At 71.6% G+C, this 15,775-nt stretch carries 12 protein-coding genes; 6 read left to right on the forward strand and 6 right to left on the reverse strand.

What is annotated here, in order from left to right:
- Nucleotides 1–121 precede the first annotated feature (121 nt).
- Nucleotides 122–2,416, forward strand: coding sequence for a molybdopterin oxidoreductase family protein (locus ABZ707_RS03070; RefSeq protein ID WP_360166697.1), 2,295 nt, complete (start codon nucleotides 122–124; stop codon nucleotides 2,414–2,416).
- On the opposite strand, the gene ABZ707_RS03075 is transcribed toward ABZ707_RS03070, so the two are convergent.
- The 3 genes from ABZ707_RS03075 to ABZ707_RS03085 form a co-directional block, all read right to left on the reverse strand.
- The gene (locus ABZ707_RS03075) at nucleotides 2,373–2,870 is read right to left on the reverse strand and encodes a gamma-glutamylcyclotransferase family protein (RefSeq protein ID WP_360166699.1); all 498 of its coding nucleotides are present in this window, start codon (nucleotides 2,868–2,870) and stop codon (nucleotides 2,373–2,375) included. The two genes, ABZ707_RS03070 and ABZ707_RS03075, sit on opposite strands and share 44 nt — an antisense overlap.
- Nucleotides 2,867–3,196 carry a divalent-cation tolerance protein CutA gene (gene cutA, locus ABZ707_RS03080; RefSeq protein ID WP_360166701.1) on the reverse strand — a complete coding sequence of 110 codons (330 nt, stop codon included), beginning with the start codon at nucleotides 3,194–3,196 and terminating at the stop codon, nucleotides 2,867–2,869. The genes ABZ707_RS03075 and cutA overlap by 4 nt, the downstream gene beginning before the upstream one ends.
- A gap of 212 nt (nucleotides 3,197–3,408) precedes the next feature.
- Nucleotides 3,409–4,134 (reverse strand): NAD(P)H-dependent oxidoreductase, encoded by a 726-nt coding sequence (locus ABZ707_RS03085; RefSeq protein ID WP_360166704.1) that lies wholly within the window; start codon nucleotides 4,132–4,134, stop codon nucleotides 3,409–3,411.
- A 123-nt stretch (nucleotides 4,135–4,257) separates the two neighbouring features.
- Here ABZ707_RS03085 and ABZ707_RS03090 point away from each other — a divergent pair, with 123 nt between their 5' ends.
- A complete protein-coding gene (locus ABZ707_RS03090; protein WP_360166707.1) occupies nucleotides 4,258–5,043 on the forward strand; it encodes an aminotransferase class IV in 786 nt (261 codons plus the stop codon).
- 558 nt (nucleotides 5,044–5,601) lie between these two features.
- On the opposite strand, the gene ABZ707_RS03095 is transcribed toward ABZ707_RS03090, so the two are convergent.
- A complete protein-coding gene (locus ABZ707_RS03095; protein ID WP_360166710.1) occupies nucleotides 5,602–6,381 on the reverse strand; it encodes a TSUP family transporter in 780 nt (259 codons plus the stop codon).
- Nucleotides 6,382–6,611: 230 nt separating this feature from the next.
- Between ABZ707_RS03095 and ABZ707_RS03100 the strand changes: the two genes are divergently transcribed.
- Genes ABZ707_RS03100 through nirD form a run of 3 tightly spaced genes read left to right on the forward strand, consistent with a single transcriptional unit; the run spans nucleotide 6,612 to nucleotide 10,787 of the window.
- Nucleotides 6,612–7,856 carry an FAD-dependent oxidoreductase gene (locus tag ABZ707_RS03100; protein ID WP_360166713.1) on the forward strand — a complete coding sequence of 415 codons (1,245 nt, stop codon included), beginning with the start codon at nucleotides 6,612–6,614 and terminating at the stop codon, nucleotides 7,854–7,856.
- A gap of 1 nt (nucleotide 7,857) precedes the next feature.
- Nucleotides 7,858–10,416 carry a nitrite reductase large subunit NirB gene (gene nirB / locus ABZ707_RS03105; protein ID WP_360166716.1) on the forward strand — a complete coding sequence of 853 codons (2,559 nt, stop codon included), beginning with the start codon at nucleotides 7,858–7,860 and terminating at the stop codon, nucleotides 10,414–10,416.
- Entirely contained in the window at nucleotides 10,413–10,787 is a 375-nt protein-coding gene (gene nirD, locus ABZ707_RS03110) for a nitrite reductase small subunit NirD (RefSeq protein ID WP_360166719.1), read from the forward strand. The genes nirB and nirD overlap by 4 nt, the downstream gene beginning before the upstream one ends.
- Nucleotides 10,788–10,881: 94 nt before the next feature.
- Here the strand turns inward: nirD and ABZ707_RS03115 are convergent, their stop codons facing one another.
- Nucleotides 10,882–11,292, reverse strand: coding sequence for a VOC family protein (locus ABZ707_RS03115; RefSeq protein ID WP_360166722.1), 411 nt, complete (start codon nucleotides 11,290–11,292; stop codon nucleotides 10,882–10,884).
- 295 nt (nucleotides 11,293–11,587) lie between these two features.
- Between ABZ707_RS03115 and ABZ707_RS03120 the strand changes: the two genes are divergently transcribed.
- Nucleotides 11,588–12,742, forward strand: coding sequence for an alkaline phosphatase PhoX (locus ABZ707_RS03120; protein WP_360166725.1), 1,155 nt, complete (start codon nucleotides 11,588–11,590; stop codon nucleotides 12,740–12,742).
- A 240-nt stretch (nucleotides 12,743–12,982) separates the two neighbouring features.
- Here the strand turns inward: ABZ707_RS03120 and ppdK are convergent, their stop codons facing one another.
- A complete protein-coding gene (gene ppdK / locus ABZ707_RS03125; protein WP_360166997.1) occupies nucleotides 12,983–15,688 on the reverse strand; it encodes a pyruvate, phosphate dikinase in 2,706 nt (901 codons plus the stop codon).
- Nucleotides 15,689–15,775: the final 87 nt, after the last annotated feature.

The raw sequence follows: 15,775 nt of genomic DNA on the forward strand, positions 1-15,775 counted from the left end.
GCCGCGCCGGCCGGGCCGCCGCGGCACCTCACGGGACGGGACCGGCGGGGCTGAGGAGGCCGTGCCCGGCGCGTAACCGGGTGCGGCCGGACGCGTAACACTGCCGCCGCACGCTGGCCCGATGACCGAGCCCACCACGCCCACCCACTGCCCCTACTGCGCGTTGCAGTGCGGAATGAATCTGCGCCCCGTCGAAGGCGGGGCCGTCGAGGTGGTCGAGCGTACGGACTTCCCCGTGAACCGGGGCGCGCTGTGCGGAAAGGGCCGTACGGCCCCCGCGCTGCTCTCCTCCCGGGTCCGGCTGACCGAGCCGCTGGTCAGGAGCGCGGCCACCGGCCGGCTCGAACCGGCCGGCTGGGACGAGGCGCTGCACGCGGTCGCCGACGGGCTGGCACGCGCCAGGGCGGTCCGCGGCCCGGACGCGGTGGGGGTGTTCGGGGGCGGCGGGCTCACCAATGAGAAGGCGTACGCGCTCGGGAAGTTCGCCAGGGTCGTGCTCGGGACGTCGCAGATCGACTACAACGGACGTTTCTGCATGTCGTCGGCGGCGGCCGGACACCAGCGGGCCTTCGGTCTCGACCGGGGGCTGCCGTTTCCGCTGGAGGACATTCCGCGCACGGGCTGCGTCATCCTCGTCGGGTCGAACCTCGCGGAGACCATGCCGCCCGCGCTCAGATACCTCACGGAACTGCGGGCGAACGGCGGCAAGCTGATCGTCGTGGACCCGCGCCGTACGCGGACCGCAGAACAGGCCGATCTTCATCTGGCCCCTCGGCCCGGCACGGATCTGGCGCTCGCGCTGGGACTGCTGCATCTCGTGGTGGCGCGGGGACATACGGATGAGGACTTCGTCCGGGAGCGTACGTCCGGCTGGGAGGAGGCCAGGGCCGGGGCGATGGCGCACTGGCCGGAGCTGGTCGAGCGCCTCACCGGCGTGGCGGTACCGGCGCTGCGCGAGGCGGTGGAGCTGTTCTGCGGGGCCGGGTCGGGGATGGTGCTCACCGCGCGCGGGCCCGAGCAGCAGTCCAAGGGCACGGACACCGTGGGCGCGTGGATCAATCTGTGTCTCGCGACGGGACGGGCGGGCCGCCCGCTCTCCGGCTACGGCTGTCTCACCGGTCAGGGCAACGGCCAGGGTGGCCGCGAACACGGCCAGAAGGCCGATCAGTTGCCCGGCTACCGGCGGCTGGACGACCCGGTGGCGCGGGCGGTGGTGGCGAAGGTGTGGGGCGTGTCCCCGGCCTCGCTGCCGGGCCCGGGACGCAGTGCGTACGAACTGCTGGACGCCCTGGGCACCGAAGTGAAGGCGCTGCTGCTGATGGGTTCGAATCCGGTGATCTCCGCACCGCGCGCCGCGCACATCGAGCGGCGGCTGCGGTCGCTGGACTTCCTGGCGGTGGCGGATGTGGTGCTTTCGGAGACCGCGGCGCTCGCGGATGTGGTGCTCCCGGCGGCCCAGTGGGCGGAGGAGACGGGCACGACCACCAATCTGGAGGGTCGTGTGCTGCTGCGCCGCAGGGCGCTGTCCCCTCCGAAGCAGGTACGCACCGACCTGGAGGTGCTGCACGGACTGGCCGGACTCCTCGGCCATGAGAAGGGCTTTCCCAGCGATCCGGAGGAGGTGTTCGAGGAGCTGCGCCGCGCCTCGGCGGGCGGTCCTGCGGACTACTCGGGCATCACCTACCGGCGCCTCGCGGAGGAGGACGGTGTGTTCTGGCCGTGCCCGGAGAGCGCGTGGTCGGAGGGTGCCGGGTCGGAGGGTGCCGGGTCGGAGAGCGCGGGTCCGGAAAGCGCGGGTCCCGGGACAGGTACGGGCCCGGCCGCGCGTACGGGCCCGGAGACGGGCGTGGCCCTGGACGCGGGGCCGGAGCCGGGAAGAGAGCACCGTCCGGACGCATGGCCGGACCCCGATGCCGTGTCCGCCGCCCGTCGCGGCGCCGGTTCCGTCCATCCCGGGACGCCCCGGCTCTTTCTCGACCGCTTCGCCACCCCGGACGGGCGGGCGCGCTTTGTGCCCGTCGTCCACCGGGCGGCGGCGGAGGAGACCGACGAGGAGTATCCGGTGCTGCTGACGACCGGTCGGGTCGTCGCCCAGTACCAGTCGGGGGCCCAGACCCGGCGGGTGGCGGAGCTGAACGCCGCCGCTCCCGGGCCGTTTGTCGAGCTGCATCCCCGGCTCGCGGCGCGGCTCGGGGCCGGCGAGGGCGATGCGCTGGTGGTCGTCTCGCGGCGCGGGCGGGTCGTCGCGCCCGCGCGGATCACGGAGACCATCCGGCCGGACACGGTGTTCATGCCGTTCCACTGGCCGGGCGAGGGGCGGGCCAACAATCTCACCAACCCGGCGCTCGACCCGGTGTCACGGATGCCGGAATTCAAGGTCTGTGCGGTACGGCTGGAGCGGGAGAAGGCGGACTGACGACGGCCCGGCGCGCCTGGACGGCCCGCGCGAGCCAGTCGCCGCCGGTGATCGGGCGGCCCCGGGTCCGCAGTGCGCGGGCCACGCGCGGCGCCGCGAGATAGACCCAGGCCCTGGCCGTTGTACCGTCCGCCAGCAAAACATCGCGGGCGGCGCGTTCGTACACGTTGCGCGGGTCGCCCGGCGCCTCGTACTCCTCCAATCGGTCGAGTACGCGCAGCAGTTCGCCGTACGTGCCGGGCGCGGCCGTCACCAGTTCACCGACGATCACGCCGGGGGCCTCGACCGCGTACGGATAGCCGGGACCGTCGTACAGGAGCGCCCCCGCCAGCCGGGCCGGTTCCTCCAGGGCCGTACGGCCGCGCAGGAAGAGGCCGTGGTTGCGTTCGCCCGGCCGCAGCGTGCCGTAGACGAAGAACGGCAGCGCTCCCCCTGCCCCGGGCTCCGGTGTCATGGCGCGACGGTCTCCTTGGTGAGCCACGCCAGATACTCGGCGCTGCCCCGCACCACGGGCGTGGCGATGATCTCCGGCGTGTCGTAGTCGTGGGCCGCCTTGAGATGGGCCTCCAGCGCTTCGTAACAGGCTGCGGTGGTCTTGAAGAGGATCTGCCACTCCTCCGTGGTCTCGATGGCGCTCTGCCAGCGGTAGACGGAAGTGACCGGCGCGGAGATCTGCGCGCAGGCGGCGAGCCGGGCCTCGATCACGCCCCGGGCCAGCTCGTCCGCCTTGTCGGCGCTGTCGGTCGTGGTCAGCACGGTCAGGCACTCGGCGAGAGACACGGGCGGGCTCCTTCATGGGCCGGGAGGAGGGAGGGGGCGGGCGGCGGGCCGGGCGTTCACCACACCACCTCATGAAACACCCCGTTCTCATCAAAGACCGCAGGTCCATCAAAGACCGCCGCCCCGCATCCCTCTTGTCCGGTCGCCCGGTCTCCGGCCCGGCCGCCTGCGGGACCAGGGCCGCGACCGGGCCGGGCCGGGAGACGGACTGCTCAACCGCCGTACGGACGGATCGTTTTGGCCTCCCGCAGGGCCAGCCCCCACCAGGCGAGCTGGTCGAGCATCGCCTTGGCCGCGGCGTCGCAGCCGGTCGGGTCCTTGGGCCGTCCCCCGTCGTCGAAGGTCGCCCTCGCGTTCTGGAACGAGACCGTGTCGCGGACGGTGACGGCATGCAGTTCGGCGAAGACCTGCCGGAGCTGCTCGACCGCGCGCAGCCCGCCGGAGATCCCGCCGTAGGAGACAAAGCCGACGGGCTTGGCCTGCCATTCGCTGTAGTGCCAGTCGATCAGCGACTTGACCCCGGCGGGAAAGGAATGGTTGTACTCGGGCGTAAGCAGCACAAACGCGTCGGCGTCGGCCAGCCGCGAGGTGACCTTGGCGAGTTCCGCCCGGACGGCCGGACCCGGGTCGAAGGAGAGCGCGGTCGGCAGGTCCGTCCCGGCCAGATCGATCAGTTCCGTGGTGAAGTCGGTGCGCTCGGCGGTGCGGGAGAGGAACCAGTCGGCGATGACCGGGCCGAAGCGGCCCTCTCGGTTGCTGCCGAGAATGACGGCGAGTCTCAGGGGCGCGTGGGATTCATATGGCCCGTGAGGTGCGTCGGGCTCCGGGACGGACCTCGGTGCGGATGCGCGCGAGGCGGTTGCCTGCGCGGTGTCCGTCATGACGTCCGGGGAAATATCCGCGTTGACGGCTTTGGCGCCATCTGTGGTGATGTCCATAAGAGGAGCGTGGTACCTCAAGCTTGGTTGACGTCAAGCCGGCGTCGCGGAGCTGAACCGTCGCGGAGCTGAACCGTCCGGCCCCTCCCGGCCGAGGACCGAGTCCGTCGTAGGGTGAGCGGCATGACTGCCTCTCCCCAGCCGTACATTGAGGTGGACGGTCGGCCCGCGACCGAGGCGGATCTGCGCCTGCGCGCGCTCGACACCTATGGTCACTTCACCGCCATGCAGGTCAGGGACGGCGGTGTGCGCGGCCTGGCACTGCATCTCGCCCGGCTGGACGCCTCCACCCGGGAGCTGTTCGGCGCGCCCCTGGACGGCGACCGCGTGCGCCACCTGCTGCGGAACGCCCTCGGTGACACCCGGGACGCCTCGGCCCGGGTGTATGTCCACTGGCCGGACGGCATGGCGGACGCGACGCTGATGGTCACGGTGCGGCCACCGGTGTTCCTGGACGAGCGCGCGCAGAGCCTGATGTCCGTCCCGTACCAGCGTCCGCTCGCCCACGTCAAACATCTGGGCGGCTTCGCGCAGACGCACTACGGCCGCCTCGCCCGGCGCGCGGGGTTTGACGACGCCCTGCTCGTGGGCCCCGGCGGAGTGGTGTCGGAGACCGCGATCGCCAATATCGCTCTCTGGGACGGCGACTCGGTGATCTGGCCGGACGCCCCGGCCCTGACCGGCATCACCATGGCCCTGCTGGAGCCGCTCCTGCCGTCCGCCGGTCTCCCGTCCGCCCGCCGGAAGGTCGTGTCGGGGGACTTGTCCTCGTACCGGGCGGCCTTTGTCACCAACTCCCATGGAGTCGCCCCGGTGGCCCGGATCGACGAGACGGTCCTCCCGGGCGACGCGGCGGTGCTGAAGACGGTGACGGAGCTCTACGACCAGGTGACGTGGGACCGGCTCTGAGCCGGCGGGGTCCGGCCCTCGCGCCGCGGCAGGGCCGGTGCCGTGTCACCCGTTCGGAGCGGAGCGGCCCGGATGCCGGGGCGATCCCGCTCAATCGGCTCTGACCTGCGAGAAAGCCCTCTCGCCCGGAAGATGCGCGGCTCCAGGGCGCCAGATCTGACCATCCATCAGCAGGCGTGCGCGCCCCGTACGCCTTATCTCTGAGGTGAAGACCGTCGCCCCGCCCCGGAGGACCACCATGCGCACCACCGCCTCCAGGAGCGGCCCGACATCATCCAGATCGCGACGGAAGCGGCTCAGTCCGCAGCCGTCGTCGGCGGGAGCCGGCTGCGCGGCCGGGCGAGCGGCGCGCAGGGCACTTGACGGGGCCGGCCTCCACCGCCCCGTCCCCGCCCGTCGTCCCCGCCCCTGTCACGCTCATCGCTGACACGGGCGGGGAACCGGCACCGCGTCCCTGACCGGAGGCCGCGCCTCGGCTCACGCGGACAGAGACGTGCGGAGTGGAGCGGCTCGGTTCCCGCTCGCCGTCGGTGTCCGCTCCATGGGGAGGCTCGGACATCAGGCCGTCCACTGGTCGAACGCGAGCTTCGCGACCAGGGAGAACACCACCACCAGCAGCACCCCGCGGACGAATTCGCTGCCCTTCCTGAGCGCCATCCGCGCGCCGAACATCCCGCCCGCCAGATTGAAGACCGCCATCAGCCCGGCCAACTGCCACAGCACCGTGCCCTGGTAGGCGAACATCGCGAGCGCGCCGCCATTGGTGCACACGTTCACGATCTTCGCGGTGGCGGACGCGGTCACCAGATCGAGGTGGAGCACGGCGGTCAGCGCGAGGACCAGGAAGGTGCCGGTGCCGGGCCCGAACAGCCCGTCGTAGAAGCCGATTCCGCCGCCGACCAGGACGATCGCGGTGACCGTACGGCGGCGGGTGACCGGACCGCCCGCCTGCGCCCTGCCGAAGGACGGGCGCAGCAGCACAAAGGCCGCCACCCCCAGCAGCACCACCATGATCACGGGTCGCAGCACCTCACTGCTGATCCCGGCCGCGAAGAAGGCGCCCGTCATCGAGCCGACAAGCGCCGTGAGCCCTATGCGTACGGCTGTCCGCACATCGACCGGGGCCTTGCGGAGATAGGTCACCGCCGCCCCGGTGGTGCCGACGATGGCCACCGCCTTGTTGGTGCCGAGGATGTTCGCGGCGGGTACGTGCGGCAGTCCGAGCAGCATCGCGGGCAGGAGCAGCAGCCCTCCACCGCCCACCACGGCATCGATCCAGCCGGCCGCGGCCGCGGCGAGGCAGAGCAGAACAAGCACGGTCAGCGATATGTCGGGCATGGCCGCGAGCCTAGGCCTTGTCTGTCACGCCCTGGGCGACGGGATCCGTGCCCTGCCCATCGACCCCGGGTGACAGCGGCCACGCGCCACTCCGCCCGCCGCCGTCCCGGCCCACCGGCCACCGCGCCCGCCGCCCTCACAGTCCGGGCCGGGCCGCGCTGAGGGCAGCGTTCCGTACGGGAAACGGCGGCGATCCTGCCGGGTAACAGCCGCCGCGCAGGCTGCCTGACATGACCTCGGACATCGTGGTGATCGGCGCCGGCCTGGCGGGCACACGGCTGGCGGTGCGTGCCCGGCTGCTCGGCGCGGACGTCACCGTCCTCGGCGAGGAGCCGCACGCCCCCTACAACAGGGTGCTGCTCGCGGAGGTGCTCGCGGGGCGGTACGGACCCGAGGTGATCGCGCTGCCCGGGACGCCCGTACGGCGCGGGGTCCGCGCGGTCCGCGTCGACCGGGCGGCGCGGACCGTGCACTGCGCCGACGGCAGCGCGATCGGGTACGGCACCCTGGTCCTCGCGACCGGGTCGAATCCGGTGCTGCCGCCGCTGCTCGGGCCGGACGCCGGTGAGCTGCCGGACGGCGTGCACCCGTTCCGTACGATGGACGACTGCCTGGCGCTGGCCTCGGCCGTGCGTCCCGGGGCCCGCGTCGTCGTCATCGGCGGCGGACTGCTCGGGGTGTCGGCGGCCAGGGCACTGGCCGAGCGGGGCGCGGAGGTAGTGCTGGCCCAGCAGGGCGAGCGCCTGATGGAACGCCAGCTCGACGCGGCGGCGGGCGCGCTGGTGCGGGCTCATCTGGAAGAGCTGGGTGTGGAGGTGCACACCGAGTGCCGGGTCCGGCGGCTGCGCGGCCCGCGCGGTACGACCGTCGAACTGGCCGACGGCCATGTCCTCGAAGCGGATCTGGTGGTCCTGGCCTGCGGAGTACGGCCCCGTACCGGCCTGGCCCGGTCCGCGGGGCTGCTCGTCCGCGACGGGATCGTGGTCGACGACGAGCTGCGCACCTCTGACCCGCACATCCGCGCCGTCGGTGACTGCGCGGAACACGCGGGCCGCGTCTACGGCCTCGCGGGCCCGGCGCTGGAACAGGCCGATGTGCTGGCGCGGTCGCTGACCTCACCGGGGCCGCGCTACACGGGGACCCGCGCGCTGACCCGGCTCACCCTGGCGGGCCCGCCCGCCGCCGCGCGCGGCACGCCGCAGCGGCACCCCCGTACCGCCGCCGGCTCCGGACCGCTCGATCTGGCCGTCTTCGGACAGCCGGACCCTCTCCCCGGCGACGAGGTCGTCCAGCTCGCGGACGCCACCCGCCGGGCGTACCGGAAGGTCGTCGTCCGGGAGGACCGGCTGGTCGGCGGTGTGCTCATCGGAGATCTCGCCGCCGTCGGCGCACTCGCCCACACCTGGGAGAGCGACGAACCACTGCCGTCCGCCACTCCCCTGCTTCACCTGCTCACCGCCGATGGAGGCTTCTGAGATGTCCACTCCCACGATCGTGCTCGTCGGCCACGGCATGGTCGGTCAGCGGTTTCTGGAGGCCCTCGCCGAGCGCGGCGTGCTCGACCGCGCCCGGGTGGTGGTCCTCTGCGAGGAGCCCCGGCCGGCCTACGACCGGGTCCGGCTGACCTCGTACTTCTCGGGCCGTACACCAGAGGAACTCGCCCTCGCCGCACCGGACTTCATGACGCGGCACGGGATCGAGCAATATCTCGGCGACCCCGCGGAGAGCATCGACCGCGCCGCGCGCACGGTCACCTCACGGACCGGGCGGACCTTCCGCTACGACACGCTGGTCCTCGCCACCGGTTCCTACCCCTTCGTGCCGCCCGTGCCCGGCAAGGAAGCGGCCGGCTGCTTCGTCTACCGCACCATCGAGGACCTCCTCGCGATCGAGGAGTACGCGAAGACGGCCCGCACCGGTGCCGTCGTCGGCGGCGGGCTGCTCGGGCTGGAGGCGGCCGGTGCGCTCAAGGGCCTGGGGCTCGACACCCATGTCGTCGAGTTCGCGCCCCGGCTGATGCCCGTCCAGATCGACGGGGGCGGCGGCGCGGCCCTGCTGCGCACCATCGAGTCCCTGGGGCTGACGGTCCACACGGGCGTCGGCACCCAGGAAGTGACGACGGACGGGGACGGCGCGGTCAACGGCATGGCCCTGTCGGACGGTTCGGTCCTCGCCACCGATCTTGTCGTCTTCTCCGCCGGTGTACGGCCCCGGGACCAGCTCGCCCGAGACACCGGTCTGACGGTCGGCGAGCGCGGCGGCATCGCCGTCGACGAGTGGTGCCGCACCTCCGACCCGGCCGTCTTCGCGATCGGCGAGTGCGCGCTGGCCTCGGACGGCCGGGTGTACGGGCTGGTGGCGCCGGGCTACGAGATGGCCGTCACCGTCGCCGGCGTACTGGCGCGCGAGGGCGGCGGCGCCGGGCACGACGGAGACACGACCGGCGGCTTCACCGGCGCCGACCTCTCGACCAAGCTCAAGCTGCTCGGCGTGGACGTGGCGTCGTTCGGCGACGCGCACGGCGCCGCTCCCGGCTCGCTGGATGTGATCTACGCGGACTCCCGCTCCGGTGTCTACAAGAAGCTGGTGGTCGATCCGGACGGCACCCTTCTCGGCGGTGTCCTCGTGGGCGACGCCGACGCCTACGGCATGCTGCGTCCGCTCACCGGCTCCGTACCGCCCGTCCCGCCGGAGCAACTGGTCCTGCCCGCGGGCGCCGGCGCACCGGCCGCGCTCGGCCCGTCGGCGCTGCCGGACGACGCGGTGATCTGTAGCTGTCACAACGTCAGCAAGGGCGCGATCGCCGCCTGCGCCACCCTCCCCGAGGTACGCAAGCGCACCAGGGCGGGCACCGGCTGCGGTAGCTGCGTCAAGGTCATCGGACAGCTCCTGCCACCGAGTGACGACGGTGACAAGGGGCTCTGCGGCTGCTTCCCGCACAGCCGGAGCGAGTTGTACGAGATCGTCCGCACCCTGCGCGTCCCCTCCTACGCCGCGCTCCTCGACTCGCACGGCCGTGAGCGGGCCCGAGGCGGGGACGGCTGTGAGATCTGCAAGCCGGCCGTCGCCTCGGTCATCGCCTCGCTCGCCCCGGCGCTGGGGGTGAGCGGCTATGTCCTGGACGGTGAACAGGCCGCGCTCCAGGACACCAACGACCATTTCCTGGCCAACATCCAGCGCAACGGATCGTATTCGATCGTGCCACGGATCCCGGGCGGCGAGATCACCCCGGAGAAACTGATTGTCATCGGTGAGGTGGCCAGGGACTTCGGTCTCTATACGAAGATCACGGGCGGTCAGCGGATCGATCTGTTCGGCGCGCGGGTGGAGCAGTTGCCGCTGATCTGGACCCGGCTGGTGGACGCGGGTTTCGAATCGGGACACGCGTACGGCAAGTCCCTGCGGACGGTCAAGTCCTGTGTGGGACAGAGCTGGTGCCGCTACGGCGTACAGGACTCGGTACGGATGGCCATCGATCTGGAGCTGCGCTACCGGGGTCTGCGGGCGCCGCACAAACTGAAGTCGGCGGTGTCGGGCTGCGCGCGGGAGTGCGCGGAGGCGCGCGGCAAGGACTTCGGGGTGATCGCCACGGCGAATGGCTGGAACCTCTATGTCGGCGGCAACGGGGGCGCGAATCCGCGCCACGCGGACCTGCTCGCGCAGGATCTGTCGGATGCGGAGCTGGTGCGGCTGATCGACCGCTTCCTGATGTTCTACATCCGCACCGCGGACCGGCTGGAGCGCACCTCCGCCTGGCTGGAGCGGATCGAGGGCGGCCTCGGCCATGTCCGGGACGTGGTGGTCCACGACTCGCTGGGACTCTGCGCCGAACTGGAACAGCTCATGGCCGCGCATGTGGCCGGATACCGCGACGAGTGGGCGGAGACGATCAGCGATCCGGAGCGGCTGCGGCGCTTTGTGTCCTTCGTCAACGCGCCGGAGGCGCCGGACCCGACGGTGAAGTTCGTGGCGGAACGCGACCAGGTCAGGCCGGATCTGACGGTCCTCGTCCCGGAAGGGGTGACGGCCCGATGAGCGCGCTCGTCCATACGGTCGAGGACTCGCCGACGCGTCCCGGGGCGGTGGCGCTCCGGCTCGGGGACGAATGGTTCACCGTCTGCGCGCTGTCCGTCCTCACGCCGGGCCGGGGCGTGGCGGCGCTGCTGCCGGACGGCCGGCAGGCGGCCGTGTTCCTGGACCGCGCCGGACACCCGTACGCGATCGACAACCGCGACCCGTTCACCGGCGCGCAGGTCCTCTCCCGGGGGCTGCTGGGCGCCCGCGACGGACGCCCGTTTGTGGCGTCCCCCCTGCTCAAACAGCGCTTCGACCTGACGACGGGGCGCTGTCTGGACGACGATTCGGTGTCCGTCCAGGTCTATGTCCCGCGGATCGCCGGCCGGTAGACCGCAGGACAGCGGTGTCTCCGCGCGCCGGAACGGCCCGCCGGGGTGCGGCACGCATGCCTCCGCACCCCGGGGGCCGTCGCGGCCCGTGCGCTCAGTCCTGAGCCTCGACGGCCGCCGGGTCCATCCACACGACCTCCCAGATGTGGTGGTCCGGGTCCTGGAAGGAGCGGCTGTACATGAAGCCGTGGTCGATGGCCTCGCTCGCCGGGAAGCCGCCCGAGGTGAGCGCGGCGTCGGCGATCTCGTCGACCTTCTCGCGGCTCTCGACACCGAGCGCCAGGATCACCTCCGTGCTCTTCGAGGCGTCTGCGACCTCCTTCGGGGTGAAGTCCTTGAATCTCGACTCCTCCAGGATCATCGCGAAGATCGTGTCGCTGATGACCAGGCAGCCGGTCCGCTCGTCGGAGAACTGCGGGTTGAACGAGTAACCGAGCTTGCCGAAGAACGACGTGGAGGTCTCCAGGTCCTTGACGGGGAGGTTGACGAAAATCCGGGTGGGCATGAGCCGTCTCTTTTCTGTCCGGGGCGTCCGGCGGCGGGGCCGGTGTCGGTGTCGGTGGCTTTCGGAGAGGTGGACCGGCGGCCCCGGCCGAACTCATCGCCGTCCGGAGAAAATCTTCACGAGTCTTCCGGAGCACCGGCGGCTCTCCGGGACGGCCCGGTGTCACTCGTGGGACACGCGTGCTCACCGTGCGTTCAGACTGCGGTCATTCAGGGCTTATAGGCTCCGCCGACGTGCGACCCCGCCGCGCCGTCCGGCGCCGCGGGGCGGTCACGACACCCCCATGGAGCGACCAGTGGAACGTCGCAGTTTCCTGCGCGGAGCTGTCATCGGCACCTCTGCCGCGGCCCTCGGCGGCACCCTGTGGCGCGGCGCGGCGGTCGCCGCACCCGCCCAGCCCGGAGCCGGTCCCTACGGAGCACTCGGCGCGGCGGACGCCAACAACATCCGGCTGCCGGCCGGATTCACCAGCCGCGTCATCGCCCGGTCCGGGCAGCGAGTCACCGGCACGTCGTACACCTGGCACAACGCGCCGGACGGCGGCGCCTGTTACGCGGACGGCACCGGCTGGATCTATGTCTCCAACTCGGAGATCGACCCGTCGGGCGGCGCGAGCGCGATCCGGTTCTCGTCGGCGGGGGCCATCACCAGCGCGTACCGCATCCTCTCCGGCACGCACCAGAACTGCGCGGGCGGCAAGACGCCGTGGAACACCTGGCTCTCCTGCGAGGAGGTGGACCGCGGCTATGTCTACGAGACCGACCCCTGGGGCGTGAAGACCCCGGTCCGCCGGGACGCGATGGGCCGTTTCAAGCACGAGGCCGCCGCCGCCGACCCCGTACGGAAGACCATCTATCTGACCGAGGACACCACCGACGGCTGCTTCTACCGCTTCACTCCCGCCACCTGGGGCGATCTGTCCACGGGCCGGCTGGAGGTGCTCGTCGCCGGTACCGCCACCGGCGGGCCGGTGAGCTGGGCGACCGTCCCCGACCCCGGCGGCTCCACGGCCACCCGCAACCAGGTGCCCGGCGCCAAGCGTTTCAACGGCGGTGAGGGCTGCTACTACGCCGGCGACACCTGCTGGTTCACCACCAAGGGCGACAACCGCGTCTGGCAGTACAACGCCGCCGCGAGCACCATCGAGCTGGCCTACGACGACTCGCTCGTCTCCGGTACGGCGCCGCTGACCGGTGTCGACAATGTCACCGGGGCCGGGTCCGGCGATCTCTTCGTCGCGGAGGACGGCGGCAATCTGGAGATCTGTGTGATCACGCCGGACGATGTCGTCGCGCCGTTCCTGCGGGTCGGCGGCCAGTCCGGGTCGGAGATCACCGGCCCGGCGTTCTCGCCCGACGGCAAGCGGCTGTACTTCTCCAGCCAGCGCGGCACGAGCGGCAGCTCTTCGGGCGGCATCACCTACGAGGTGACGGGTCCGTTCCGGTCGTAAAGGCCACTCGTCCGGTCGTAAAGGCCACTCGAAGGAGTGATGCCGGGCGCTGAGACGCCCGGCGTGGGGACGAAGGGGCGGGCGCCCCGCACAGGCGCCCGCCCCTTCTCTGTGCCCCGGAGCCGTACCACCGGCCCGGTGAGGGTCGGGGTGAACCGGCGGTGACGGCTCCGGTGTCGCGCGGCGGACCGTCCGGGAACCGGCAGGCCCGGCGCGGCCGGGCGCCGGACCCGCGGGTCGTCAGCGGGAGTCGCTGCCGCCCTGCTGGGCCGCCGCGCGGCCCGCCTCCAGCCGCGCCACCGGGATCCGGAACGGCGAGCAGGAGACATAGTCCAGGCCCACCTCGTGGAAGAAGTGCACCGACTCCGGATCGCCGCCGTGCTCACCGCAGATGCCCAGCTTGAGACCGGGCCGGGTGGCGCGACCCGCCTCGGCCGCGCTGCGCACGAGCGCGCCCACGCCGTCCCGGTCGATCGTCTCGAACGGCGAGACGCCGAAGATGCCCTTCTCCAGATAGGCCGTGAAGAAGCTCGCCTCCACATCGTCGCGGGAGAAGCCCCACACGGTCTGGGTCAGGTCGTTCGTACCGAACGAGAAGAACTCCGCGGCCTCCGCGATCTGTCCCGCCGTCAGCGCGGCGCGCGGCAGCTCGATCATCGTGCCGAGCGCCAGCTTGATCTCGACCCCCGTGGCCCGCTCGACGTCGGCGATGACCAGCTCGGCCTCGTCCCGGACGATCTCCAGCTCCTGGACGGTGCCCACCAGCGGGATCATGATCTCGGCTCGCGGGTCGCCCTTGGCGTTCTTGCGCTCGGCGACAGCCTCCGCGATGGCCCGCACCTGCATGGTGAACAGTCCGGGGATGACCAGACCGAGCCGGACCCCGCGCAGTCCCAGCATCGGATTCTGCTCGTGCAGCCGGTGGACGGCCTGGAGGAGACGCAGATCGTTCTCGTTGTGGTCCTTGCGCGCCTCGGCGAGGGCGACCCGGACCGAGAGTTCGGTGATGTCCGGCAGGAACTCGTGCAGCGGCGGGTCGAGGAGACGCACCGTCACCGGGAGCCCGTCCATGGCCTCGAACAGCTCGACGAAGTCCTTCCGCTGGAGCGGCAGCAGGCCCGCCAGCGCCTCGCCGCGCTCGTCGTCCGTGTCGGCGAGGATCAGTCTCTCGACCATGCCGCGGCGCTCACCGAGGAACATGTGCTCGGTCCGGCACAGCCCGATGCCCTGAGCGCCGAATCGGCGGGCGCGCAGCGCGTCCTCGGCATTGTCGGCGTTGGCGCGCACCCGCAGCCTGCGGCGGCGGTCGGCGTAGGCCATCATCCGGTGGACGGCCTCGACCAGTTCGTCGGCGTCGTCGGCGCCCGCGTGCATCCGTCCCTCGAAGTACTCCACGACCGGTGACGGGACGACGGGGACCTCACCGAGATAGACCTTTCCGGTGGAGCCGTCGACGGAGATGATGTCGCCCTCCTCGACGACGGTCCCGTTCACGGTCATCCGGCGCGCCTTGGTGTCGACCTCCAGCTCCTCGGCGCCGCACACACAGGTCTTGCCCATGCCGCGCGCGACGACGGCGGCGTGCGAGGTCTTGCCGCCGCGCGAGGTAAGGATGCCCTCGGCGGCGATCATGCCGTCGAGGTCGTCGGGGTTGGTCTCGCGGCGGACCAGGATGACCTTCTCGCCCGACCGGGACCATTTGATGGCGGTGTACGAGTCGAAGACGGCCTTGCCGACGGCCGCGCCCGGCGAGGCCGCGATCCCCCGCCCGAGCAGCTCGCGCCTGGCGCTCTCGTCGAAGCGCGGGAACATGAGCTGGGCGAGCTGGGCGCCGGTGACGCGCTGGAGCGCCTCCGCCTCGTCGATCAGTCCCTGGTCGACAAGCTGGGTGGCGATCCGGAAGGCGGCGCCCGCGGTGCGCTTGCCGACGCGGGTCTGAAGCATCCACAGCCGGCCGCGCTCGATGGTGAACTCGATGTCGCACAGATCCCGGTAGTGCGTCTCCAGCGTCCGCATGATCTCCATGAGCTGGTCGTACGACGCCTTGTCGATGGTTTCCAGCTCGGCGAGCGGGACGGTGTTGCGGATGCCCGCGACCACGTCCTCGCCCTGCGCGTTCTGGAGGTAGTCGCCGTAGACGCCCCGCTGGCCGCCGGCCGGGTCGCGGGTGAAGGCGACCCCGGTGCCGCCGCCCTTGGAGGTCGCCGTCGGGCCGAGGTTGCCGAACACCATCGAACAGATGCTGACGGCGGTGCCCAGGTCGCCGGGGATGCGCTCCTGGCGGCGGTAGAGCTTGGCCCGGTCGGTGTTCCACGAGTCGAAGACCGAGCGGATCGCCAGGTCCATCTGCTCGCGCGGGTCCTGCGGGAAGTCGCGGCCCGCCTCCCGGGAGACGATCTTCTTGAACTGCTTGACCAGCTCCTTGAGGTCCTCGGCCGACAGTTCCACATCGCTGTCGGCCTTCCCGACCCGCTTCGCCTCGTCCAGCGCCACCTCGAAGAGATCGCCGTCGACACCGAGCACGGTCCTGCCGAACATCTGGATGAGCCTGCGGTACGAGTCCCAGGCGAAGCGCTCGTCACCGGCCTGCGCGGCGAGCCCGGCGACGGAGTCGTCGGAGAGCCCGACGTTGAGGACGGTGTCCATCATGCCGGGCATGGAGAACTTGGCCCCGGAGCGTACGGAGACGAGCAGCGGGTCGTCGGGCTGGCCGAGCTTCTTGCCCATCCGCCGTTCCAGGGCGTCGAGGTGCACACTCACCTCGTCGTGCAGCGCCTCCGGTTCCTTGCCGCTGTCGAGATAGACATTGCACGCCTCGGTGGTGATGGTGAAGCCCGGAGGGACGGGCAGCCCGAGGTTCGTCATCTCGGCGAGATTGGCCCCCTTGCCGCCGAGGAGGTGCTTCAGATCCTTGTTGCCCTCGGTGAAGTCGTAGACGAACTTCACGTCCTGGGGCTCGGGGGTGGCTACGGGGGAATCCTTGTTCTCCGACACGGGTCTCGACTCCTCAAGGACGCGGTGGCTGCCCTGACG

The organism is Streptomyces sp. NPDC006923 (assembly GCF_040635655.1).
Lineage (GTDB): Bacteria > Actinomycetota > Actinomycetes > Streptomycetales > Streptomycetaceae > Streptomyces.